Here is a 23546-nt window from a genome sequence, read left to right as displayed (position 1 = left end):
TAGACCAAACCTTTCGGTGCAACGCGGAACGGTCACGGGCGGAACGGTCGCGCCGGAAACGCCGAACCGGCGTGACGAGCGAGTCGTCACGCCGGTTCGGGCCGACCGGGTCAGCTGCCGGCGGAGAGGTTCCCGGAGAGGACCGGGATGTTGTCCACGATGTGCGACAGGGACTCGTCGCCCTTCGCCTGGGTGGAGTTCTCCGCGCACTGCTGGTTCTGCGGGTTCGACAGGACGTTGATGTCCTGGACGCCGACGTTGATCGCGGCGAGGATCGACTGGGCGTTGACCTTCGCGGGCAGGCCCACGCAGAGCTTGTTCAGCGAACCCTGGATGGCGCTGAGCTGGGGGCTCATGGCGCCTTCGGTCTCCTGGTTGCCGTAGATCTGCGAGGCGTTGTTGCCGTTGACCGTGTTCACGCCGTTGTCGTTGCCGATCGCCATAGCCGGGGTGGCCGCAACGGCGCCCGCGCCGATGACGGAGGCGGTGACTGCGGCGGTGGCCATGAACTTCTTGAGCATTGAGGATCCTTCTGTCGCATGAGCTGTCCCCGGCGGGACGCCCTGATCAACTGTCCTCACGGCATGTGGTTATCGCCCGTCACCCATGCGGCCCAATCATCCGTTCCGGGGGCCCTGCGACGACCCGCCCCCGCGGTCGGCGCGGTCGCCGCCCACGCCGCCGGGTGGAGCCTCCCGGCGGGGCAGCGGTCGGTCCGTGGTCAGCCGGTCTTGCGACGGACCTTCTTGTTCTTGCCGCCGGGGCCGCTGCTGGAACCCTGCACCTTCGCCCGGCTCTGGTGCGACTGCTGGGACTGGGCATTCGCGGCGTTGCGCTCCAGGGCCTCCCGGAACTTGCGCTTGGCCTCGTCGGCCGGGGACTCGTTCTGCGGGGTGTCTGTTTCGTCTGCCATCTTGTCCTCCTGGGGTGATCGAGCCGTTTCAGTCTGTCAGGTGGCCGTCCCCCTGACCAGCGAGTTCGCTCTGAGAGGCATCCCAGGAGGCGGGGTGGGTCGACCGGGAGCCCCGGGGTGGGGTCATCGGACGCGCCGGGGCCGTCGGACTCGCCGCGACCTCGGGATCCCCGCCCAGGTCACCGCCCCGTGACCGGTCCCCGGACCCTCGGGCGGCGCGGCGGGCGACCGGGGGGTCAGCCGGACGGGACCTCGGCCCCGCCGCCGGCGCGGACGGCCGCGAGGGCCGCGCGGTGCAGGGCGTGCGGGTCTCCGTGCGGGAGGGGGCTGCCCGTGAGCGTGTACCACTCGTCGGCGTCCAGGTACTGGATGTCGAACCGGATCTTGCCATCGGCTCCCGCGACCGTGCGGAGCGTCAGCTCACCGGTGATCACGCCGACCTCGTCGGTCATGGCGCCGCCGGGGCCGGCCACGACCGTGTCCGTCCACTCTTGCGCCGCGTCGTGCCGGTCCGCCTCGGTCATGAGCCCGCGCAGGTGTCGATCATGGTGGTGAGCATGGCTTTCTCCGGTTCGGTGACGGTCAGCTCGTAGTGCGACTTCACGGTGGTCCAGGCGCGTCCGTACTGGCACCAGCTCGCCTTGTCCGGCGGCTGCCACAGGTCCGGGCTCTGGTCGCCCTTGGAACGGTTCGACGCGGCCGAGACCGCCAGCAGCTGGGGGCGGGTCAGATCGTTCGCGAACGCCTTGCGCCGGGCCGCGTCCCAGTCGGCGGCGCCGGAGCGCCAGCCCTCGGCGAGCGGGACCATGTGGTCGATGTCCAGCTTCGACGCCTCGCTGAACTCCAGCCCGTCGTACAGGCTCTTCCACGCACCGGACGAGGCGCGGCACTCGGAGTCCTGGGCGACGTCCTTGCCGTCGCGCTTGAGGACGACCTCGCGGGTGTCGCACTTGTTGCCCTGCTCGGCCCAGTGCGTGAACTTGGCGCGGCTGTAGCCGGCCATCGTGCCGGGCTTGCCGATCTTCAACGCGGCCAGCTGCGTCCGGGCGACGGCCGCGCTGACCATGCCGGGCAGTACGTCGCCCCGGGTCGGCTTCGCGTCGCCCCCGGACGGCGCGGAGGGCGGGGCCGAGGTGCGCGGCGCCCGCGTGTCGCCCTTCCCGTCGGCGCTCCCACCGGCGCCGGTCTGGCTGCATCCGGTCACCCCGAGCAGCAGTGCGACGGTCACCGCGAGGCCGCGCGCCCCTGTCTGACGTTCCATGAATCCACCCCGGTTCGAACTCCCGCACGCTGTCCCGGGGGAGCCTACCCATACCCGGACATTCGATCCGTGCGTGTCGCGCGGAGTGTCACGGGCCGTCAGGGAGGCGTCCCGGGACGGTCCGGCGGGCCGGGCGCGGGCGACCGGGGCAACCGCGCGTCCACGGGGCACGGTTGCCCCGGCACCGGGGCTTTCCACACGCTTCGTGATGCTCCGTCCGCCGCCGTCGGGTGTGTCCGATCTCGCACGATCGGCGGGCTCAGGCGTCTCCCGCGCCGCCGGCGCCCACGCGGGAGACGACCGGCTCAGGACCAGGAAGCCGCCACCAACGAGCGTTCCGCCGCACCGAGGTGGGTGGCCGAGGCGAGCCAGGCCCAGGCGTAGCGGTCGGCCGAGGCGTCGGCGAGGCGGCCGAAGGCATCCCGGGGGCGCCGGTCCGCCTCGACGGCCAGGGCGGTGGCCAGATCCGCCGCCGCCCCGAAGCCCGAACGGCGCAGCGGGCCGCGCAGGCCGAGCGGCTCCGGCCCCCTGGCGGCCTCCGCCACGGCCCGGCGACCGCCCGCCACCCCGGTCTCCAGAAGCCTGCGCACCCGCCACAGCGGGGACCCGGCCAACGGATCCGCCTCGCCCCCGATCGGACCGGCGAGGGGCCCGCCGTCACCCTCCGGGAGCTCGGGCGCCCCGTCCGGAAGGTGGGAACCCTGGAGACGGTCGTAGCCCAGGTCGGCCCGGCCGAGCCACTCCTCGGGCAACCGCAGCGTGTACCGAGCCCCCGGCACCGGACCGACGGCCAGCGCACCCAGGGTGGCCGCCCGGTCCGGATCCGGACGGCCCAGCACCCGGATCGCCAGGCCCGGACACCCCGCCAACCGGCGCAGGTTGGCCGTGTGCGGCAACTCGGGATGCGGATGCGCCGGGCGCAGCCGGAGCACGGGCGCGTCCGCGCGCACGGTCCCGTCGGACGACAGCTCCCGTACCAACAGGTGCTCGCCGGCCCCGCCGACGACCCGGACGTCGCAGCCCAGCAGCTCGGGCTCGCCCTCGGGGTCGGCGAGCAGGCCTGCCACCGCCTCCGCCGCCGGACGGGCGAACAGCGCGGCGGCGGGCTCGTCGGTCCAGGCGATCCCGCGCAGCGGAGTCGCCTGGACCCCGCGTCCCGCACCCAGACGCCCGTCCGCGGACACCGTCGCGCCGACGACGCGCAGACCCCCGCGCGCCAGCCCGGCGTGGTCGAGGACGGCCCCACCGAGGGCCACGGACGCGGACCCGGCGCCCCGGGCCCGGGCGAGCCCGCCGGGGCGGACGTCCGACACGGAGTAGCGGGAGCCGTCCGCGCCCACCAGATGGGTGACCACACCGCCGTAGCCGGTGGCGGACAACACGGGCTCGCGGCACAGCCCGTGCACCCGCAGGCTCCCGCCCGCCTCGTAGGCGCGGCGTCCGGTGCCCGTGAGCGCGGGCCCGCCGGCTCCGGAGGCCGTCAGCCCCGCGACGTGCAGCAGTTCGCGGAAGGCCACGGTGAGGGCCCCGAGTCGCTGGGCGGCACTGCGCTCCCGCGCCGCCCGCAACCCCCGTACGACGCGCAGGGCGGCGGCCTCGCCGCGCGGCAGCCCGGCGAGGCGGGCACTGTGCGCGGCCCGCAGCAGCTCGGCCTGCACCACCGCACCGCCGGCCGCGACCCCGGCGGCCAGAGCGGCGGCCGCCGCCTCCCACAGCGCGGCCGAGGCACGCAGTTGCGCGGCGGTCGGCGGCTCGGGTGCGGTCGGCGGCGGAGCCCCGGCGGAGGCCCCGGGTGTCGTGGCCCCGGGCACCGCAGGCGCTTGCGGACCGGCCCCCACCACCACACCGCTCTCGGGCGGCGTCCCCGCCTGGGCCGGATCCGGTTCGGCGTCGGCCGCCGGCCCGGCGGGGGCGAGCTGCTCGGGATCGGCGAGCGGGGCCGCCCCCAGCACGGCGGCCCGATGCAGGCAGCGCGGTGCCAGCAGGCAACCGCAGACGGCCTCGTCGGCCGCCGTGACCACCCCCGAAGGGCCCGGACGCAAGGTCACCACGGCATCCTCGCCGAAGCGGACGCTCACGCTCCCGTCCGGCCCGGCCACCGCCTCCGAGGCGCACGCCTCGATGGCCGCGTCCAACTTCTTGCGCAGTCGCGCGGTGAGGTTCTCCACCGCCTCCGCGAGGACCTCGGGGGCGACGGGCGGCAACAGATCGGTACTCAACGGACATCTCCACGGAGGCGTTCGCCCACCCAGCGGGCGAGAGCGAGGGGACTGAGAGCGGCCACCGGCATGCCGGCCGCGACGAGTTGCCGTGCGATGGCCGCCGAGTACCGGGGCGCGCCCGCGTCGTCGAGCGCGGCGCAACCCAACAGGTGCGCGCCGGAAGCGACCAGCGCACGCACCTCGCCGAGCAGCCCGCCGAGCGGCGCCCCCTCCTCGAAGTCGCTCACCGCGACGACCAGGGTGCGGCTCGGAACGGTGATCAGCGACCGGGCGTGCGCGAGCCCGGCGGCGATGTGCGTACCGCCGCCGACCCGTACCTCCAACAGCAACGACAGCGGATCGTCGACGCGGTCCGTGAGGTCGACGACCTGGGTCGAGAACGCCAGGAAGTGGGTGGACAGGGTGGGAACCCCGCCCAGCACGGCCGCCGTCAGGGCCGACCAGACCACCGAGGCCTCCATCGAACCGGAGACGTCGACCACCAGGATCAGCCGCCAGTCGGCCTCCCGGCTCGCCCGCGTACTGAACACGGGCCGCTCCGGGACGACCACCACCCGCCCGTCCGCCGATCGCCGGGTGTGCGCCAGGTTGGCCCGCAGCGTCCTGGCCAGGTCCAGCTTCCCGCCGGGGCGTCGGGTCGGGCGCGGCGTCGCCAACCCCGACAGTGTCGGGCGCAGTCGGGTGGCCAGCTCCCGGGCCAGCTCGTCGACCAGACGCCGCACCAGGGGTCGCAGCCGCGCCAACTGCTGTTCGGGCATCCCGCCGGCCAGCGAGAGCACCGAGGTCAACAGCTCCATCGAGGGACGCACCGAGGTGGGGTCCAACTGGGCCAGCACATCGCCCCGGCCCGCGTCCGCGGCGTCGGCCAACACCTCCTCCCGCACATCGGCGCCGAACAGGGCCTCCAACTCCTCGGACCACTCCCGGGCCGTGGGGAACGAGGCTTCCAGACCCCCGCCCGAGCCGCGGCCGTCGTCCAGATCGGCGGAGCCCTCGCCGCGCCCGGCGCCGTACAGCTCGTCGAGCGCCCGCGCGTAGCCCCGCGCACCGGACGGCAGCCGGTCGCGCTGCCGCCCGAGCAGCAGCCGCCACCGGTCGGCGGGGGACAGGCGCCGCGACCCGGGATCGACGGGCCGCGGGGCGGCCGTGCCCTCCGGGACGTCGGGCGCTTCGGTGTCCGCGGCGGGCAGCGGCAGGTCCTTGAGGGCGGCGAGGCCCGCCGCGTCCGCCGCCGCCCAGAGGGCGAGCAGCCCGGGCGGTGCGTCCAGCGAGAGGTCCAGGCGGTCCCCGAGCCGTTCGGTGACGGTGTCCAGCAGCCGGTCGCGGGCGGCGGGGGAGAGCGCGTCGAAGCCGCCGCGCAGCGCCGGCAGCCGGTCCAGGAACCGATCGTCCGCGAGGTCGTCCACCCGGTCCAGCAGGGGGGTGAGTACGGTCGGGGAGGAGCCGAGCAGCGGGCCGGCGGCCGTGAGCAGACCGGTCAGCCGGCGGGTCAGGGCACGCCGGGCGTCCGGCGTGCCGGCGCCGTCGACCCAACCCGCCGCGCGCTCGCCGAGCCCGTGCGCCGGATCCAGGTCCAGCAGGACCCGTACGGCCAGGGCCGCGCCCTGCATCAACGGGGACGCGGAGGAAGCCAGTTCCGCCAGGGCGGAATCCAGCCGCAGTCCCAGGTGCCGGCCGGCGGCCCGGTCGGCGAGGGCCACCAGGGCGCCCGCGTCGGCGGGGTCCTCGCTGCCGGCGAGCCCGGGCAGGGATCGTACGGAGGCCTCCACCAACTCCTCCGAGAGTGCCTCGGCGCGCACCCGCGCCCCCTCCGACGTCCCGGGGAGGTGGCCCCGGCCCAGTCCCTCCAACAGGTCCAGCGATTCGAGGAGTTCCGGCAGTCCGGCGGTCTCCGGGAGGATCGCGGCGGCGTCCTCCAGCCGTACGTCGACCAGCGCGGGCAGATCACACCGCGCGGCCGCGCGCAGCCCGGTCAGGATCTGCGCCGGGGTCGGGCCGCCCTCCTCGGCCGCGCGGCGCGCGACGTCACGCAGCGTCCCGGCGGCCGCCTGGGCGGCGGTCACGCCGCGGACGCCGACCAGGTCCAGCCGGGCGGGCACGGACGGGGTCCAGGACAGGCGCCACTTGCTCCCGAGCGCGGTGCCGTCGCCGGTGGCGGCCACGGCGACGGGCTCCCCGTACCCGGCGCCGCACACCAGCAGCCGTCGCAACATGACCTCGCGGCGGCCGTCCAGCTCGGAACGCAACGGATCCAGCCGGACTTCCCGGGGAGCGGGATCACGCGGCGACGGCAGTCGCAGCGCCGTCAACTCCTCCTCGACGGCGGGACCGAGCCCCGAACGCGGGGCGTGCGGGGTGATCCTGCCGCGCCCCGCCCCGATCAGCACGGACTCCAGGGCGCGGGCCAACGCCCTCCCCCGACCCAGTGGTTCGCCCTGTCCGAGGACGGTCATGACCGCCTCCAGCAGTTCCCCGCGCCCGGGCGCGGGCAGCCCGCGCAGCATCGCCAGGTCGCAGGCGAGCCGCAGCGTCTCCGCCGCCTCCCCGGTGCCCGCGGTGTGCCCGGCCCGGCGCAGCTCCCGACAGACCCCGGTCACGGCGACCGAGGCCGCGTCCCGGACCCGCACCGGGTCCCCGCCGGCCTCGAACACGGCCTGCTGCCACAGCGGGTCCCGGATGCCGGCCGGATAACCGGAGCGGGAGTCGAGGAGGTCGAAGGAGTACGGCACGAACGAGGCCACCACGACGTCGTCGGCAGCCACCGCGGCATCGTCGCGGAAGCGCGCGCCGGCAGCGCCCGGCCTCGACACGCCGGTGTCCTGCGTCGCCGCGCCGGTGTCCTTGCCGGCGCCCACCGCGACGTCGGCCACCGCGGCGTCGGTCGGCAGGAGGGCCGGGGCGTGGAAGGCGCCGATCAGCGCGGCGACCCGGCGCCCCCCGGCGGACGCGGCGGCGATGACAGCCCGCATGTGCGCCTCGCGGGCCAGGTCCCGCGCGGGCACGTCGCCGTCCGCGCGCAGCGCCCAGCCCACGCCGAGCGCCGCCCGACGCACGGCCTCGGGGGAGCAGCCCGGGGCCTGTACCTCGACCGCGCGGTCCCAGAGGTCGTCGCCCTCGCGCCCCGTGCCGGACGCGGCGAGCGCCTCGGCGAAGGAACGTCGGCCCGAGACCGGCCCGTCGCCCGACGGGACCACGGCGTCCGGGGCTGGCCCGTCGGGCGTGCCCGACGCCGGCACCGGCCGGTCCGGGCCCGCCGGCAGCAGGCCCGCCGGCGCGTCGGGAAGGGACCATCCGCCATCGGCCAACGGCAGGTCACAGCAGACCACTTCCACACCGCGCTCCCGCGCCCAGCGGATCGCCGCCAGCTCGGGGGAGAAGTCGGCGAACGGGTAGAACGCCAGGCGCCCGTCCCGCCCCTGGCCCGCCAGCGCGACCGGGGCCACCGTCTCGGGGTCCGCGACGTACTCCCACCACGATTGGAACTCGGCGGGAAGCTCCACGCAGAGCACCTCCGCGCCCGCCGCGTCCAGCAGCGCCGGCACCATCGCCGCGAGGGCCGGACTGTGGTGCCGCACCCCCAGCAGGTACGGCTCCCGGCACGCGGCGAGCGCCTCCACGGCGTCCCTCGGATCGACCATCGTCACCGCAGGCTCCCGCGCAGGTCCCACAGCCGGCGCCACATCGCCGAACCGTCCTCGGCACGGCGGCGGACCGGGCCGTCCCAGTACCCCAACAACCGGCCGTGGTCGGCGGGGTCGTCCTTGCGCACGACACCCAACAGGTGCCCCGGCAGCAGATCGAGGACGTCGCCGCCCGGCAGGTAGGCGGCGGCCACCCCCAGCGAGGCCGCCACCTGCACGGCCTCGGCGGTGGACATGACCGTACCGGGCCGCTCGACGTCCCAGCCCTCGGCGCTGCGCCCCGAGCGCAGGTCCCGGAAGACGGTGACGAGGGCGTCCAGCACCGCGTCGTCCACGCCGAACGCGGCTCCGGCGCGCTGCACCGCGGCGACGGCCTGGCGCCGGATCAACGTGGCCTCGGCGTCGGCGTCCGCGATCGGCGCGACCGTCTCGAAGTTGAACCGCCGCTTCAGCGCGGCCGACATCTCGGAGACACCGCGGTCGCGGAGGTTGGCGGTGGCGATGACGGTGAAGCCGGGGGCGGCGGACACCACCGCGTCCTCGGTCGAGGTCAGTTCGGGCACGCTCACCCGACGGTCGGACAGGATCGACACCAGGGCGTCCTGTACCTCCGGCAGGCAGCGGGTGATCTCCTCGACCCGCACCACCCGGCCCGCGCGCATCGCGGCGAGCACGGGGGAGTCGACCAGGGCCTGCGAGGTGGGGCCCTGGGCCAGCAGCAGGGCGTAGTTCCAGCCGTACCGGAAGGCGTCCTCGGTGGTGCCCGCCGTGCCCTGCACGGTGAGGGCGCTGGTGCCGGACACGGCCGCGGCGAGCAGCTCGGACAGCATCGACTTGGCGGTGCCGGGCTCGCCGGTGAGCAGCAGACCCCGTTCGCCGGCGAGGGTGACCACGCACCGTTCGACCAGGGCGCGTTCGCCGACGAACTTCGACGCGATCACCAGCTTGGTGGGCAGTCCGGCGCGCCGCTTGGGCAGGGCCAGTTCGGCGCCCTCGCTGCCGCAGACGAACGTGACGACGGCGCGCGGGGTGAGGGCCCAGCCGGGCGGGCGCGGCCCGGTGTCGTACGCGGCCAGGAAGGCGAGTTCGGCGGCGTGGCGTTCCTCCGCGGGCATGACCTGCCGGGCGGGGGCGGACGGTTCGGTGACGGTCATCGGGGTCCTCCGGGTGATACGGGAAAGAAGTGGGGCGCGGGGTGCCTCACGGCACCTCGCGCGGGTCGGGGCGCGCCGGGTGGGCTGCTCCCCGGGGCGGTCCGCCGGCAAGCGGCCGACGGTGGGCCGGTCCGGTCCGGGGCGAAGTGCCCCGGCCCGGACCGTTCAGGAGGGCGTCACCTCCGGCGTCGCGTCGTGCGCTTCACCTTCAGTTCCTCGAAGCGCGGCGTGTCGCCCTCGCGGACCCGTTCCCACGCGCGCCGGTACAGATCCGCGACCGGTTCGGTGGGCACGAGCACTCCCAGGACCGGGTTGCGTCCCGCGGCCGTTCCGTACATGGGCAGCTTCCACAGCTCCACCGGCAGCGTCGGGGAGGAGACGTCCGCCCACCCGCCCGGCAGGAACAGGGAGCGTCCGGCGCGGCTGCGGCTCGCCGTCACCACCAGGTCGGTCGCGCCCAGCTCCGCGCGGGCCGCCGTCAACCGGGCCGGCTTCCAGCCCGTCCAGCGCGCCGTGTTGCGGTCGGTGGGGTCCGGCATGGCGAGCAGCGCGAGGTAGAGGACGGCGGCGTCCGCACCCAGGCCGTACGTGTCGCTCACCTCCGCCACCAGGTCCGGCACCGAACGGCCCGCGTCCTGCGGCCACCAGGTCCCGTCCTTGTCCACCGATCCCGCGGCCGGCGCCCCCGGATCGGCGAGGAGCCGCGCGAAGCCCGGGTCCCGAGCGAGCCGCAGCGCCGTCTCCACGGCGAACGGCTGCTGCTCGGGGCCGCGCAGTGCCGGCAGGTACGGATCGGAACCGGTGGAGTCCAGCAGCGCGGGCCGCAGCGCCGGATACGACCAGTGCGTACTCGTGCCGGGCAGCACCACCGCGCCGTAGCGCTCGTAGCCCTCGCCCGTCTCGGTCGGCGTGCCCGCCGCCTTACGGAACTCCGCGGGGTTGTGGTAGACGTCGATGCCGAGCAGCAACTCGGGCGCGGACAAACGCCGGCGCAACGCCGTGAGCGCGGCGGGCAGCACGGCCCGGACCGGGTCGCCCGCCGGCAGCCGGTGCGCCAGCCACCCCGTGAGGGCGACCGCCCGGGTCAGCACCGCGGAGGTGAACGGGGCAGCCGCGGGCTCGCGGGGCGAGATCTGGTTCTCCCGCACCTCCCACGCCACATCGGTGTTCAGCTCCGGTGCCGCCGCCGGGTCGAGGAGCGCGGGCAGCGCCTTGTGCACCGACCACCGGTGGCCGTGGCTCGTCCCCGCGCCGACGGCGCGGGTCGCCTCCACGAGCAGCCAGTCCGGTACGGGCGTGCGTCGACCCACGCGCCGGTTCCACACCTCGGCGGCGGCCGTCACGTCCGGGCCCTCGCTCCACAGCCGCGCCGGCTCGGCGGGCAGCAGCGCCGCCACGAGCTCCCGTCGGACCTCGACGTCGAGGTCGCGCAGGTCGTCGCGGGCGTACGCCGAGTCCGTGGCCTTGACCCCGATGGCCGCACGGAGTTCGGCCGGCAGGAAGTTGCGGTCCCAGGCGTCGATGTCCGGGAGGCCGGCGAGCACCAGCCGGGCCGCGGGCCCGGAGACCCCGGTCAGGCGGGCGAACTCCTCGGCGGCCTCCGTGAACCACGGCGCCGCGCCGTGCTCGGCCGCCGCGGCGAGGAACGCGGCGAGCCAACCGGCCCCGCGCCCCCGGTCCCCGAGCGGGGCGTGACCGCGCGAGGTGTACGGCTGCGGCACCGCGAGCCGACCGCTGGGGTCGTGCAGCAGGGCCGTGAACTCGCGGCCCTCGTCGGTGGAGTCGCCGTGCTCGCCGGTGATCGCGAGCAGGGCGCCGCCACCGTACGGCAACACGGTCGAATGCCACTTCCCGCGGTCGCGGCCGTCCGGCTGCGTCGTGTGGTTGCGATCGAGGTGGACCAGTACGCGCAGCCACCGGCCGGCGGACGTCTCGGTGGAGTCCAGGCCCAGCGCGACCACCTGTTCGAGCATCGTGCACAGTGCCGCACGTCGCGCGTCGTCGGCGCCGGTGACCACCGCGCGGTAGGCGACGGCGGCGGCCCCGTCGAGGAACAGCTCCGTCCAGGGCATCGTCCGCGTCAGCCCCGGCACGTCGAAGTGCAGCCGTCCGGGCACCTCCCGCGCGTCGGTGTCGGCGGAGACGGACACCAGCTCCCGCAGGAACCGGTACGCGGCGTCGGAGTCCCCGCCGAACCGGCGGTGCCGGCCGGCGACGAGCCCTTCCAGCGCCTCGCCGACCAGCCTGTCGGACGGGCCCCGTGCGACCCGCGGCGCGGGCTCGCGTTCCGGGGTCGGGTTCAGGGCGGCGGCCACCTTGTCGAGCGCCGTCCGCTGCCGCAGGGCGTCCCGCAGCTTGTCGACCACGCCCCCGATCAGCTCGGGCGAGGTGATCCGGGGCAGGGCCGCGCTCACGATGGCGGGCAGCTCGTCCCGGTCGGCGGCTCCGGCCGCCTTCAGCAGCGCACCGCAGGTCTCCGCGTCGGCGGTCCGCAGCGCGGCCGAGCCCTCGGTGTCCCGGGCCCGCAGGCAGTACCAGTAGGGGAGCGGCGGGAGATCCACGGCGGGCGTGGAGTAGGCCGGGTTGTCGTGGTCGGAGCTGACCTGGGAGGTGACGACCCCGTCGTGGTCGCTGAGCGTCAGCGTGCGCCAGTCGCTGGACAGCACGCGCAGCCGGTCGTCACCGGGCAGGCTCAGCGCCCCCTGGGGCATGCGGCCTTCGGCCGCGGTCACCGAGCGACCGGCGGTGTCCGAGCCGTGCCAGCCCCGATCGGGAACGTGCACGACACGCCAGCCGAGCAGGCCGTCCACGGGCGCGCCGAACACCGAACCCTCCACGGTGGGCGTCGGCCGCAGCCAGTTGGCGCCCGCGTGCTGCGGCAGGCTGCTGCCCTCCGGGTGCCCGCGCAGGGCGTCGGCGAGGAAGGCGGGCTGCGAACGCCGTCCCAGGGCGCCGCTCGCGGGGTCGTACTCGTACCATCCTGCCGCGCCGGGCTCGCTCCCCGAGTCCCACACCCAGTACGAGGTGCCGTCGGACAGGACCGGGCGCTCGGTCGGGAGCTCGGTGTCGCCCGCGTGCAGGACACCGTGGCCGGTGAACCTGCCGCCGCCGGGCAGCGGCAGGGTGACCTGCTCGTTGCGGATCGACCAGTAGGAGCCCGGGTGGTCGAGGGTGAGGACGTCGTTCGGGGCGCTCAGCCAGTAGCCCTCCACGGCGCCGCCGTACGAGACCCAGAACACCAGCAGGTCGCCGTCCACGTGGTGGAAGCCGAGGCGGTAGTGATCGCCGCGCGGGACCCGCAGGTCGTGGGTGAGCACCGTCGAGTCGGCGTCGACGACGCGGACCTGCGTGGAGTTGGCCACGATCAGGTGGGGCCAGGCGTCCATGACGACGAGCCCGCGGTCGCGCCGGCCCCCGCGCGCCTTGGCGTTCGGCCGCAGCTCGGACACCGCCGTCTCCCAGGCGGGCCAGGTCAGTTCCTCGAACAGTCCGCCGCGCAGCGTCCGCGCGAGGATCCCGCCCACGTCGAGCGCCGCCGCCTTCGCGACGTCCTCGGGGGCCAGGGCCAGCGCCTCGGCCGGCAGCCAGGTCAGCCAGCGGATCGCCGCGGGCAGCGCCGGCAGTGCGGACGCCGTGGAGGAGGCGGCCACCTCGCGGACCCAGTCGGCGAGCAGCGCGCTGCTCCCGGGGGACAGGGCGAGTGCGCGGACGGCGCCCCGTCCGGTGGCCCGGCTCCCCAGCTCGTTCAGGGAACGGAACAGCACCGGGCGGAAACGCTCGTCGGCGCACAGCGCGCGCAGTTCCCGGCGGGCGGTGTGGTCGCCCCAGGCCTGGAGTCCCAGCGTCCGGTTGTCCTTGGGGTCCGGGTCGGCGAGCGGCAGGTCCAGGGACAGCACCAGATCGAGGAGGTCCACGTCCTCGAAGCCGAGGCGCAGCCCCGTCTCGCGCTCCGGCGCGGCGAGCTCCGCGCGCAGCCGGTCCGCGGACCGCTCGACGAGTTCGAGCAGGTTCGGCAGTGCGGGGGGAGTGCCCCAACCGCTGTACCGGGCGGTCTGGAAGCGCTCCAGCCAGCCGGACGCGCCGTCGGAGCAGCGCTCCTCGGCCGGCGCGTCGGCGGCGGACAGCCCGACGGTGGCGCCCGAGTCGACGAGCAGCTCCAGCCACATCGCGGCCATGGCGCCCGCGTCGCCGCCGCTGGGCGGGGTCAGTCCGAGCAGGGTGCCCCGTACGGAGGGCACGCGCCGGGCGAGCGCGAGCAACGCCGGGCGGTGGGCCTTCCACCAGCCGGCGGCGGCGCGCAGGGTGGCGGGCAGCGGCAACAGCTCGGCGAGATAGTCCTGCTCGGGTTCGGTGCCGGTGAGGCCGGCGGCGCGGGCCAGTCGGCGCAGTTCGACGGCGACCTGCGCGGACGGCGGTAGCCCGCCCGCGGTGCGGCGCACGCACAGCCGGCGGAACCGGTCGAAGGCCTCGGCGGGGGAGACCCGCAGCGCCAGCGCCTTGCCGTACCCGGTCAGCACCTTCACCGGCAGGGCGCCGGCCAGGGCGAATTCGAGGAAGACGGCGTCCAGCCGGTCCTCGTCCACGGGCAGGCCGAACTCTGCCTCGCTCGCGCGGGCCTTGCCGAACAGCTGCGCGGCGTACGTGGTGTTCTCGACGGCGAGGAAGAGCCGTGCGGCCTGCTCGTGGAAGACCGGCAGGAAGTGCGGGACGGACACGGCGAGCCGGCCGGCCAGTTCCATACAGGCGTCGAGGGCGGCCTTCGGCTTGGTCTTCGCCTGACGGGCGGCCCGGTCCAACTCCGGTACGACGGCCAGCGCGTGGTGCCCGTCCTCGGGGTGGTGCACCAGGACCCACTCGGGGAAGCCGAGGGCCTGTCGCCGGCCGAGACCCACCACGGCCGGTTCGCCGTCGGGTTCGAGGCCCAGGAACCCGGCGGCGAGGTCCTCCGCGGCGCCCAGTTCGGCCGCGGCGAGCCGGATCACGACCCGGTCGTTCCCGAGGGCCGGGTGGCGGTAGGCCCGCGCGGTCAGTTCGACGGCTTCGTCGCCCGCCCCGGTGGTGTCGGCGGGCAGCACGGCGCCCGCGTCGAGCAGCGCCCGGGCCCCGCCGGTGTCGGTGGTCTTGGTGTTCACGCGTTCCCGCCCTCCTCGATCTTGCGCCCGGCGTACAGCGCCGCGGCCATCCGCATCCCCTCGGACCAGGCCACCGGTCCGACCTCGGCGAGCCGCACGGCCCGACCCTCCGCGTCGTGCCAGTTCAGCCCGCCGGTGCTCGACTCGTCCTCCCAGTACGGCTCGCCGATCCACACGGCCGCCTCCACGGCACCGCCGGCGTCGCGCACCTTGCAGGTGGCGTAGCCGCCGGAGACCCGGTAGCCGAGGCCGGTGGCCCGTGCCGCGAGGCTGAACCGGGAGGGGAACACCCCGCCCGCGTAGTCCCGTACCTCGGTCGCGTTCGCGGCGAGCCCGGCCGGCTTCTGCCAGGTCGCGCGGTGGATCTGCTCGACCTGCTGGGTGATGCCGAGTTCGGCGGCGAAGTCCCGTACGTCGTCCAGGTCGGGCAGCAGCACCGGGTGCGGCAGGGTCACGGTGCGCGGGGAGAGCCGTATGGTCTCGCCGTCGAGGTTGACCACCTTCAACTCGCCCGTCTCGGTGGCGTCGCGCAGGAAGCCCACCTCGTCGGGGTCGTCGTCGGCGACGATCGCCAGGTCGCGCAGGGCGCCCTGCCAGGCCTCGTCGGGCCAGACCCGGGCCAGCAGCGTGGTCGGCACCGGAAGCGAGGACACCATCCAGGCGTCCACCTGGGCGACACACGCGACCACGTGCCGATCGAGCCATTCCGAGAGCCGGCGCAGCCGGTCCACCTCGGGGTGGTCGCGCAGCGCCTTCGGCAATGTCTTCAACTGCCGTTTCGTCGATCCCCGGGCCACGACCCGCCCCTCCACGAGGGCGATCTCATAGCCCTCACCCGCCGCCAGCCAAGCCATCAGCCGTGCCTGCCCCTCTGTCGTACCCGCCCGATTCCGCGCAGCCCGAAGGAAGGCGCCAACGCCCTGTGAGCTGCGGTATGTCGGGAGACTAGCGAGGCCCACTGACAACGCGGCGGTCAGGACCGGTGGGTGAGCGGGCCCTCCCGGATATTCGAGACAGTTGGCCTGAATTCGACGTTGTGGCGAGCCGGATGCCGGTCCGGGAAAGCAGTCGCGCCGTACGGGAACACGAAGAACCGCCCCCGGTCGCGAAGGACCGGAGGCGGTTGGGGTGGGGCGGGTGAGGGGTCAGACGGCGTCGGCCGTCTCCACCGCCTTCAGCAGCGGGGCCTCGCTCGACGCGACGGGCTCCTCCACCCGGGGGCCGTGGCCCGAGCGCAGGCCGAGCCAACTGATCAGCGCGACCAGGGCGAAGGCGACGGCCCCGATCCCGAAGGTGAGGGTGAAGCCGGACTCGGCGGGCAGCGCGGGAACGCCGGCCGGAAGGTGCTCGATGGTCTTCGAGGCCAGGATGGTGGTGACGATGGCGCTGCCGATCGCACTGCCGGTGGAGCGGGAGATCGAGTTGATGCCGTTGGCGATGCCGCTCTGGTGGTGCGGGACGCTCGACATGATCACGGCCGGCATGGCCGCGTACCCGAAGCTGACCGCCGCGCCGACGACGAGACCGGCGCCGATCACCGAGAAGGTGTGCGCGTGGTCCAGTGCCAACCAGCCGAAGCCGACGGCGCCGAGCACGGCGGCCAGACCCAGCGCGACGCGGGGCCCGCGGTGGCGCACCAGCTGCCCGCCGACGGGGGAGGCCAGCAGCGAGACGATCGCACCGGGGAGCAGGAACTGGACGGAGGCCCGCAGGATGGACGCGTCGAAGCCGTACCCGGTGAGGGCCTTCGGCATCTGCACCAGGTAGGAGACGCCCAGGAAGTTCGCGAACATGCCGAAGCCCACGAGGATGCCCGCCAGGTTGGCCATCAGGACGGGGCGGTGGACGAACATCCGCATGTCCACCAGGGGTTCGCGCACCTTGCGCTCCACCAGGACCCACACGGCCGTCATGACGGCGGCGCCGGCGAAGCTGCCCAGCGTCCGAGTGGAGGCCCAACCCCACTCGTGTCCCTGCGAGATGGGCAGCAGGAGCAGCAGGAGGGCGATGCCCAGGGTCAGCGCGCCGAGGAAGTCCGTCCGGCCGCCGGTCTTGTGGCGGGTGGCCGGGACCAGGAAGACGACGGCCAGCAGGGCCAGGGTCGCGAAGCCGGTCGCCATCCAGAAGGCGTTGCGGTAGTCGGCGTCGGAGCCGGAGGTCAGCAGGCCGGTGGCGACGAGCGCGAGACCGCTGCCGAACGCGAGCGTGCCGCTGACCAGCGCCATGGCGCCCGGCAGCTTCTGGGGCCGGACCTCTTCGCGCAGGACGGACAGGGCCAACGGGAAGATCGCGGTGGCCGCGCCCTGGAGGACCCGGCCGAGGATCAGCAGCGGAAGCGAGGTCGCGAGCGCGGCGATGACGGATCCCGCGACCATGACGCCGAGAACGGCCACCAGCGTGGGCTTCTTGCCGTGCTGGTCGCCGAAGCGGCCGAGCAGCGGGGTGAAGACGGCGGCGGACAGCAGGGTCGCGGTGGTGACCCAGCTGACGTTGGCGGTCGAGGTGCCGAGGTCGGTGCGGATCAGACCCAGGATCGGAACGGGCAGGGTCTGCATCATCGACACGACCATGGCGGCGAGGCTGAGGGCGAAGACGATGACCGTCTCGTTCCGGGGCCTGGCGGCGGCGGGGGCGGATGCGGCGGTGCTCATGGTTGGCGGGACCTTCTCAATGCTTCAGATCACAGATGTTTGATGTCCTCAAGTACTTGGATGAAGGTAGACGGCAATAGTTAAGGTGGTCAAGTAAAAGGTTGATAATATGAAGCTTGTGGGCGTACGCTCGCGCCATGAGCGCCACCGCCGCGGCCACCTCGCAGGGCCCCACCAAACTGCGACTGCTGGAACTGTTGGCTGCCATCGGCACCGCCCAATGGCGCGACTTCGCCACCGCCGCCGCCCGGCACGGGCTCACGTCCACGCAGGCCAAGGTCCTGGCCCAGCTGGAGGGGCCGGTGCCGATGCGCGGCCTTGCCGCCCTGCTCGCCTGCGACGCGTCCAACGTCACCGGCATCGTGGATCGGCTGGAGGCGCGGGAGCTGGTGCGGCGCGAGCCGTCCCCGGCGGACCGCCGGGTCAAGAACGTGGTGGCGACCGACGCGGGTCGCGAGACCATCCGCCGTGTGCGCGAGGAGATGCAGGCCACGCACGGAGCGCTGGACGCGCTGGACCAGGCGGAGAGCGCGACGCTCTACGCGCTGCTGGAGCGCCTGCGCCCCACGCTGGAGAAGGACGCCTGATCGAACGGGTCCGACCCGACGGCCGGGCCCGAGCCGACGCCCCGAGTGCTCACGCGCCCGGGGCGTCCGTGTTGCCGGTGGTCCCGGTGGTTCCGGCGTTCGTGGTGTCCGCGCCGTGCCCGACGTGCGCCGCCCCGTCGGCGATCGTGTCGCTCGCGGCCGCCGTGTCGAGCGCCTCGGTCAGTCGGCTCAGCCGCGCCTGGAGGTCACGGATCTCGCCGAGCTCGAACCCGGTGGCGGCGGCGATCCGGCGGGGTACCGCCACCGCCCGGGCGCGCAGTGCGGTGCCCTCGTCGGTGAGTACCGCGTGCACGGAGCGCTCGTCCTCGGTGCTCCGCTCGCGTCGGATCAGGCCGGCCGCCTCCAGCCGCTTGAGCAGCGGCGACAGGGTGCCGGAGTCGAGCCGCAGGTGCTCCCCGAGCTGCTTGACGGGAGTCGTGCCGTGTTCCCAGAGGACGAGCATCACGAGGTACTGCGGGTAGGTCAGGCCCAGGTCCTTCAGGACGACCCGGTACAGGCCGCCGAACGCGCGGCTCGCGGCGTTGAGCGCGAAGCAGATCTGCCCGTCCAGGCGGAGGAAGTCCGGCTCGGTGAGGGTCTCAGGCTGCTGCTCGGTCATGTCGGCCAGTGTACCCGGGAACTCTTGTCGGCGATTCAGTTGTGCACAATCAAGTTGCACACAACTCAAGCGTGTGCTTTATTGGTGGAGCGGTCGGACGACGGCCGCACCGATCCACCCCTCCGAGAGGAACCCCCGATGGACGCGCTGTACACCGCTGTCGCCACCGCCAACGGCCGTGAGGGCCGCGCCGTCAGCTCCGACGGTCAGATCGACCTCGCGCTGGCCATGCCCCCGGCGCTCGGTGGCAACGGCCAGGGCACCAACCCCGAGCAGCTCTTCGCCGCCGGCTACGCCGCCTGCTTCGCCAGCGCCCTCGGTCTCGTCGGTCGCCAGGCCAAGGTCGACACCAGCGAGGTGTCCGTGACCGCGGAGACCTCCATCGGCAAGGACACCGACGGCGGCTTCGCCCTCGCCGTCACCCTGCGCGTCGAACTCCCCGAGTCCCTCGCCGGTGCGACCGGCGCCGCGCTGGTCGAGCAGGCCCACCAGGTCTGCCCCTACTCCAAGGCCACCCGCGGCAACATCCCCGTCGAGCTCGTCGTCGAGTAGTCCGACCGGCGGCGCCGCACGCGCCGCCCGACCGCCCGCGGCGCCCCTTCCGAGGGGCGCCGCGGGCGTGTGCGCTCACGCCCCCCACTCACGCCCCTCACTCACGCCGGCCGACGAATCGCCACGACCGCGCAGACCGCGGCCAGCGGCAGTTCCGCCACCGCGGCGAGCGCCAGTGCCATCCCCTGGCCGCTCGTGCCGGCCGAGGTGGTGACGTCGAACCATGCGTCCATCACCAGCAGGGCGGCCGTCGCCCCCGCCACCGCCGACACCCGGGGGTCGCCCCTACGCAGCAGCGCACCCGTACCGGCCAGACCGGCCACCAGCATCGCGTCCAGCCCGATCCACGCGGTGGACCAGTACGACACCTCGGTCGTGTGCGGCACCGACTTCGCCAACACCACCATCCACGGCACCAGCGCCAGCCCGGCGCCCGAGAGCACCGTCGAAAGGCGCGGGACGCGGACGTCGGCCCGGCGGACCCGACCTGCCGCCGCCCGTCCGGTCGAGGGACGGGGTGCGACGCGCTGCGGGGAGACGAGGGCCATGGGTGCGGAACTCCTTCCGACCCGACGGTCCGTCCGCCGGGCACTCCACGACTCTCGTGCCCGGAGCGCGGAAGATCAGTAGCTCCAACGACCGAACCGGGGGTGGTGCCAGGTACACCCCGGGGCGGGCACCAGGGTGGTCGAACACCCCCTGACATGCGATTAACGTACGACGCATGGCATTTCGCGGCGCGTTGAGGCGTACGTACACCTGGATCGCCGCGCACGCACCGTGGTCGGCGTGGGCCCGCCGCAACACCGCCTTCTGCGCGGCCGCGATCCCACCCGCCCTGCCCGTCCTGCTCGGCGTGGTCTTCCTGTGGGCGTGGCCACGCAGCACCGTCCCGCTCCTCCTCGCCCTCGCCTGCGGTCCGCTCCTCACCAGGCTCCAACGCAGCCGCTTCCGGACGTTGGCGGACCGGGACGTGCCGGAGGTCGCCCGCGCACACCCCCGGCACACCGCGCGCGGCATCGCCGAACGGCTGACCTCCGAGTCGACCTGGCGCCAGTACGGCTACCACCTGCTGGCCGGGCCGGCCGCGGCCCTCGGGGGAGCCGTGCTGGTCCTCCTCTGGATCGGCGGCTTCGCAGGCGCCTCCGTGTACGCCTGGTCCTGGATGCTGCCCACCGACGACCCGGAATTCGGGCAGGGCGGGTCGAGTTCGTACGACGCCCTCACGGTCGCGGGCGTCCTGCTGCTGCTCGCCGCCCCGTGGTGGGCGGCACTCGTCACCCGACTGGACACGCGCGCGGGCGCCGCCCTGCTCGGGCCCAGCCGGGCGGGCGAGTTGCTGCGCAGGGTCGAGGACCTGGCCGAGAGCCGGGCGGGTGTCCTGGACGCCGCCGACCTCGAACGTCGGCGCATCGAGAGGGACCTGCACGACGGAGCCCAACAGCGCCTGGTTTCCCTCGCCATGAACCTCGGCATCGCCCGCGCCACCCTGACCGATCTGCCGCCCGAGGTCAGGGCCGTCATCGACGAGGCGCACCGCGAGGCGAAGGAGGCCATCGAGGAACTCAACAACCTGGTACGGGGCCTTCACCCGGCCGTACTGGAGGACCGCGGGCTCGACGCCGCGCTCTCCGGGATCGCGGCCCGCGCCCCGCTCCCCGTCGAACTGGAGGTGGACATCGCCGTGCGCCCCGGCTCGACCATCGAGGCCGTCGCCTACTTCGTGGTGTCGGAGACGCTCGCCAACGTCGCCAAGCACGCCCGTGCCGGCCACTGTTCCGTGCGGATCCGCCGGATCCCCGGGCGCCGGGGAGACCTGCTGCGCGTCGTCGTCACCGACGACGGGGTGGGCGGAGCCGACCCGGCGGGCGGGACCGGCCTGACCGGACTGCGCAAACGCATAGGGTCCGTCGAGGGAACCATCATGATCGAAAGCCCTCCCGGGGGCCCGACCGTCATCACCGTGGAGCTGCCGTGCGTGCTGTGATCGCCGAGGACTCCGTCCTTCTTCGCATAGGACTCGTCAAACTCCTCGGCATGGCCGGATTCGAGGTCGCGGCCGAGGTCGACGACGGCGAGGCCCTGCTCGCGGCCGTCGAGGAACACAAGCCGGACCTCGCCCTCGTCGACGTGCGGATGCCGCCCGACTTCACCGACGAAGGCGTCCGGGCCGCGCTCGTGATCCGCCGCCGATACCCCGAGACCGCCGTGCTGCTCCTCTCCCAGTACGTCGAGGAACGCTACGCGGCAGAACTGCTGACCACCCAGGGCGGCGCGGGCCTCGGCTACCTCCTCAAGCAACGCGTCGCCGACGTGGAGGAGTTCGTCGCCGCGCTGCGCCGGGTCGCGGCGGGCGGCACGGCACTCGACCCGCAGGTCGTCGCCCAACTCCTGCTCCGCCGCGGCGGCGGCAAGGACCCGCTGGAGCGGCTCACCCCCCGCGAGCGGGACGTCCTGGCCCTGATGGCGGAGGGGAAGTCCAACGCCGGGACAGCCGCCGAACTCGTGGTGAGCGAGAGCGCGGTGGCCAAACACATCAACAACATCTTCGCCAAGCTCGACCTGCCGCCGGCCGACGGCGCCCACCGCCGAGTCCTCGCCGTCCTGCGCTTCCTGGACGGCACGTCGTGACCGGCAGCGCCGAGACCGGGACGGCCGCGCCGCGGGCGCGCCACCGCACGGCTTGGCTCGCCGCCGCGTGGCTCGGCGCCGTGCTCGTGGTGATTCCCGCCGCCTGGCAGGCGTGGGCGTACGGAAACACGCGGCAGGGGAGTGCGTCCGGGGGGAGCGCCGGTCGGCCGGTGGCCGCGCTGGAGATCGTGGCGGGCGGCTCCGACGTCACCGTCACCCCGCGCGCGGACCGGCAGGTCTCCTACCGGGCGGACCTCGGCTGGTCGTTCCGACGGCCCACCATCGAGGAGAGCCGACTCGGCGATGCGCTGCGGCTCACCCCGCACTGTCCCGGCGGCACCGGCGACTCGGGCCTTCCCGGCCTGCGCTGCTCCGTGCGGCTGTTCGTGACCGTGCCCGCCGACATCCCGATCAAAGTGACCGCGGGCTCCGGCCGGGTGGACATCGGCGGCCTGGGCGGCGCCGTCGACGCGGACGTCGACTCCGGCACCCTCCACCTCACCGGGCTGCGCGGCCCGGTGCGCGCCCGCGTCGGATCCGGGCAACTGGACGCCGGCGTCCTCACCTCCCCCCAGGCCGAGTTCCGGGTGGGCTCCGGCCGCGCCACGGCCGCCTTCCTGACCCCGCCGGAGCAGGTGACCGCCCGCACCGGCTCCGGCCGGCTGGACCTCACCTTCCCGACCGCCACCCGCTTCCGGGTCGACTGCGAGGCGGGCGCGGGCCGCTGCGAAGTGGACGGGGCCCTGCGCGATCCGGCCGCCCCCGGCACCCTGACACTGTCCGCCGCATCGGGCCGGGCCCACGCCGGGTACGCCAACCCTTCGGTGCCTTCGACACCGGAGAATCCCTCGACTCCGGGCCGGTGACCAAGTGCGCGTCCCCGGTGCTTCGTCGCCGACCCTCCGGGGGATCAGGCCGAGGCGCGGTGCACGAGGACGGTCGGGGTGATCACCGGGCGCGGGGGTTCGGGAGCCGTCCCGGCCCGGTTCAGGGTGTCGAGCAGGAGACGGGCCATCAGCCGGCCCATTCCCTCCACGTCCTGGCGCACCGTGGTGAGCGGCGGATCGGCCGCCTCCGCCACCAACTCGGTGTCGTCGAAACCCACGAGCGCCACGTCCCCGGGCACCGACCGGCCGTTCTCGCGCAGCACGGCGAGTGCCCCCGTGGCCATCAGGTCGTTCGCCGCGAACACCGCGTCGAGCGCCGGACGGCGGTCCAACAACTGCCGCATCGCACGGGCCCCGCCCGCCGAGGTGAAGTCCCCCTCGGCGGTCAGCGCGGGGTCGGCGTCGCGCAGTACGTCCCGATAGCCGTCGAGCCGGTCGGCCGCCGACGTCTGGTCGAGGGGGCCCGCGATGTGCGCGATGTGACGCCGCCCCTGGGAGAGCAGGTGGCGTACGGCCTCCCGCGCGCCCCCGCGGTTGTCGGCGTCGACGTAGACGACGCCGAGGTCCCCGGATCCGGCCGTCCAGCCCGGCCGCCCACCGTAGACCGTGGGCATGCCGATGCGCCGGGTGATGTCGGGGAGCGGGTCGTCGGTGTGCAGGGAGAAGGCCAGGGCGCCGTCGACGTGCCCGCCGGCCAGGTACCGCTCGATCCGGTCGTAGTCCCCCCGATCCTCCACCAGGAGCAGGACCAACTGCTTGTCCTGTTCCGTGAGTTCCTTGCTGATCCCGCGCACCTGGCGGGAGAAGAAGGGGTCGGAGAAGATCCGGACCTCCGGTTCGGCGATGATCACGGCCACCGCACCGGTCCGGCGGGTGACCAGCGTGCGCGCCGCCGGGTTGGGGACGTAGCCCAGTTCGAGGACGGCCTTGCGGACCCGGTCCACCAGGTGCGAGCGGACTCCGTCCCCGCCGTTGACGACGCGCGACGCGGTGGCTCTGGACACCCCCGCCCGCGCGGCCACTACCTCCAGAGTCGGTCGGTTGACGGGAACGCGATGCTGTTCGGGCACGTACGCTCCCTCATGCGTGACCGCGGGCGGTTGCCTCGCCGGGCAGCAGGCTAACCCGTACCGCCGGGAGCGCGAGGGCGCTCCCGGCGAATTCAGGTCGTGCGGGGCGGTGCCGTGGCGGCGTCGCAGGAGGATGGTGTCCGGCCGTTCGGGACGCGGGCCCCGGGTGGTCGGTGGGGAGGGCGCGGGAGCCGCTGGTGCCCCCGGGCTCCGCTATGGGCGCACT

At 74.6% G+C, this 23546-nt stretch carries 18 protein-coding genes; 5 read left to right on the top strand and 13 right to left on the bottom strand.

The genetic code is table 11. The features are described 5' to 3' along the window. Positions 1–110: 110 nt before the first annotated feature. The 10 genes from OHA84_RS04930 to OHA84_RS04885 form a co-directional block, all read right to left on the bottom strand. Complete coding sequence (locus OHA84_RS04930) at positions 111–521, bottom strand: rodlin (protein ID WP_053680669.1); 411 nt, start codon at positions 519–521, stop codon at positions 111–113. A gap of 200 nt (positions 522–721) precedes the next feature. After that, positions 722–913 carry a DUF5302 domain-containing protein gene (locus tag OHA84_RS04925; protein WP_053680668.1) on the bottom strand — a complete coding sequence of 64 codons (192 nt, stop codon included), beginning with the start codon at positions 911–913 and terminating at the stop codon, positions 722–724. Positions 914–1149: 236 nt separating this feature from the next. Further along, a complete protein-coding gene (locus OHA84_RS04920) occupies positions 1150–1437 on the bottom strand; it encodes a hypothetical protein (protein WP_266973120.1) in 288 nt (95 codons plus the stop codon). Then, entirely contained in the window at positions 1434–2174 is a 741-nt protein-coding gene (locus OHA84_RS04915) for a DUF1524 domain-containing protein (RefSeq protein WP_266973122.1), read from the bottom strand. The genes OHA84_RS04920 and OHA84_RS04915 overlap by 4 nt, the downstream gene beginning before the upstream one ends. A 305-nt stretch (positions 2175–2479) precedes the next feature. Then, a complete protein-coding gene (locus OHA84_RS04910) occupies positions 2480–4393 on the bottom strand; it encodes a hypothetical protein (RefSeq protein WP_266973124.1) in 1914 nt (637 codons plus the stop codon). Next, positions 4390–8034, bottom strand: a complete 3645-nt coding sequence (locus OHA84_RS04905) for a DUF5682 family protein (RefSeq protein WP_266974133.1) — start codon at positions 8032–8034, stop codon at positions 4390–4392. The genes OHA84_RS04910 and OHA84_RS04905 overlap by 4 nt, the downstream gene beginning before the upstream one ends. Positions 8035–8036: 2 nt before the next feature. Continuing rightward, a complete protein-coding gene (locus OHA84_RS04900) occupies positions 8037–9191 on the bottom strand; it encodes an AAA family ATPase (RefSeq protein ID WP_266973126.1) in 1155 nt (384 codons plus the stop codon). A 176-nt stretch (positions 9192–9367) separates the two neighbouring features. Next, positions 9368–14323: a DNA-binding protein gene (locus tag OHA84_RS04895; protein ID WP_266973128.1), complete on the bottom strand. Its 4956-nt coding sequence runs from the start codon at positions 14321–14323 to the stop codon at positions 9368–9370. Continuing rightward, on the bottom strand, positions 14320–15177 hold the full coding sequence (locus OHA84_RS04890; RefSeq protein WP_053680657.1) for a DUF4132 domain-containing protein: 858 nt from the start codon (positions 15175–15177) through the stop codon (positions 14320–14322). The genes OHA84_RS04895 and OHA84_RS04890 overlap by 4 nt, the downstream gene beginning before the upstream one ends. A gap of 291 nt (positions 15178–15468) precedes the next feature. After that, positions 15469–16974 (bottom strand): MFS transporter, encoded by a 1506-nt coding sequence (locus OHA84_RS04885; protein ID WP_266973132.1) that lies wholly within the window; start codon positions 16972–16974, stop codon positions 15469–15471. Between the two features lie 137 nt (positions 16975–17111). On the opposite strand from OHA84_RS04885, the gene OHA84_RS04880 reads away from it, so the two are divergent. Continuing rightward, positions 17112–17561 carry a MarR family winged helix-turn-helix transcriptional regulator gene (locus OHA84_RS04880; protein ID WP_266973134.1) on the top strand — a complete coding sequence of 150 codons (450 nt, stop codon included), beginning with the start codon at positions 17112–17114 and terminating at the stop codon, positions 17559–17561. Positions 17562–17610: 49 nt separating this feature from the next. On the opposite strand, the gene OHA84_RS04875 is transcribed toward OHA84_RS04880, so the two are convergent. Continuing rightward, positions 17611–18180, bottom strand: a complete 570-nt coding sequence (locus OHA84_RS04875) for a MarR family winged helix-turn-helix transcriptional regulator (RefSeq protein ID WP_078999182.1) — start codon at positions 18178–18180, stop codon at positions 17611–17613. Between the two features lie 138 nt (positions 18181–18318). On the opposite strand from OHA84_RS04875, the gene OHA84_RS04870 reads away from it, so the two are divergent. Further along, positions 18319–18732 carry an organic hydroperoxide resistance protein gene (locus tag OHA84_RS04870; protein ID WP_053680651.1) on the top strand — a complete coding sequence of 138 codons (414 nt, stop codon included), beginning with the start codon at positions 18319–18321 and terminating at the stop codon, positions 18730–18732. Between the two features lie 101 nt (positions 18733–18833). Here the strand turns inward: OHA84_RS04870 and OHA84_RS04865 are convergent, their stop codons facing one another. Further along, complete coding sequence (locus OHA84_RS04865) at positions 18834–19280, bottom strand: hypothetical protein (RefSeq protein WP_266973137.1); 447 nt, start codon at positions 19278–19280, stop codon at positions 18834–18836. Positions 19281–19456: 176 nt separating this feature from the next. Here OHA84_RS04865 and OHA84_RS04860 point away from each other — a divergent pair, with 176 nt between their 5' ends. From OHA84_RS04860 to OHA84_RS04850, 3 genes are read left to right on the top strand one after another with little or no spacing between them, the layout of a single operon-like run. After that, on the top strand, positions 19457–20719 hold the full coding sequence (locus tag OHA84_RS04860) for a histidine kinase (RefSeq protein WP_266973139.1): 1263 nt from the start codon (positions 19457–19459) through the stop codon (positions 20717–20719). Beyond that, on the top strand, positions 20707–21363 hold the full coding sequence (locus OHA84_RS04855; protein ID WP_234350164.1) for a response regulator transcription factor: 657 nt from the start codon (positions 20707–20709) through the stop codon (positions 21361–21363). Before OHA84_RS04860 ends, OHA84_RS04855 begins: the two co-directional genes overlap by 13 nt. After that, entirely contained in the window at positions 21360–22229 is an 870-nt protein-coding gene (locus OHA84_RS04850; RefSeq protein WP_266973141.1) for a hypothetical protein, read from the top strand. The genes OHA84_RS04855 and OHA84_RS04850 overlap by 4 nt, the downstream gene beginning before the upstream one ends. Before the next feature lie 44 nt (positions 22230–22273). On the opposite strand, the gene OHA84_RS04845 is transcribed toward OHA84_RS04850, so the two are convergent. Further along, positions 22274–23320 carry a LacI family DNA-binding transcriptional regulator gene (locus tag OHA84_RS04845; RefSeq protein WP_053680641.1) on the bottom strand — a complete coding sequence of 349 codons (1047 nt, stop codon included), beginning with the start codon at positions 23318–23320 and terminating at the stop codon, positions 22274–22276. Positions 23321–23546: the final 226 nt, after the last annotated feature.

It is taken from the genome of Streptomyces sp. NBC_00513 (assembly GCF_041431415.1).
In the GTDB taxonomy this organism is placed as follows: domain Bacteria; phylum Actinomycetota; class Actinomycetes; order Streptomycetales; family Streptomycetaceae; genus Streptomyces.
This window is presented reverse-complemented; position numbering and strand designations above follow the sequence as displayed.

Bases quoted from the DNA above. Each gene is read 5' to 3' on its own strand.
- OHA84_RS04870 (WP_053680651.1), top strand. From the start codon at position 18,319: ATGGACGCGCTGTACACCGCTGTCGCCACCGCCAACGGCCGTGAGGGC.
- OHA84_RS04915 (WP_266973122.1), bottom strand. From the start codon at position 2,174: ATGGAACGTCAGACAGGGGCGCGCGGCCTCGCGGTGACCGTCGCACTG.
- OHA84_RS04890 (WP_053680657.1), bottom strand. From the start codon at position 15,177: ATGGCTTGGCTGGCGGCGGGTGAGGGCTATGAGATCGCCCTCGTGGAG.
- OHA84_RS04860 (WP_266973139.1), top strand. From the start codon at position 19,457: ATGGCATTTCGCGGCGCGTTGAGGCGTACGTACACCTGGATCGCCGCG.
- OHA84_RS04905 (WP_266974133.1), bottom strand. From the start codon at position 8,034: ATGGTCGATCCGAGGGACGCCGTGGAGGCGCTCGCCGCGTGCCGGGAG.
- OHA84_RS04880 (WP_266973134.1), top strand. From the start codon at position 17,112: ATGAGCGCCACCGCCGCGGCCACCTCGCAGGGCCCCACCAAACTGCGA.
- OHA84_RS04900 (WP_266973126.1), bottom strand. From the start codon at position 9,191: ATGACCGTCACCGAACCGTCCGCCCCCGCCCGGCAGGTCATGCCCGCG.
- OHA84_RS04930 (WP_053680669.1), bottom strand. From the start codon at position 521: ATGCTCAAGAAGTTCATGGCCACCGCCGCAGTCACCGCCTCCGTCATC.
- OHA84_RS04875 (WP_078999182.1), bottom strand. From the start codon at position 18,180: ATGACCGAGCAGCAGCCTGAGACCCTCACCGAGCCGGACTTCCTCCGC.
- OHA84_RS04920 (WP_266973120.1), bottom strand. From the start codon at position 1,437: ATGACCGAGGCGGACCGGCACGACGCGGCGCAAGAGTGGACGGACACG.
- OHA84_RS04925 (WP_053680668.1), bottom strand. From the start codon at position 913: ATGGCAGACGAAACAGACACCCCGCAGAACGAGTCCCCGGCCGACGAG.
- OHA84_RS04885 (WP_266973132.1), bottom strand. From the start codon at position 16,974: ATGAGCACCGCCGCATCCGCCCCCGCCGCCGCCAGGCCCCGGAACGAG.
- OHA84_RS04865 (WP_266973137.1), bottom strand. From the start codon at position 19,280: ATGGCCCTCGTCTCCCCGCAGCGCGTCGCACCCCGTCCCTCGACCGGA.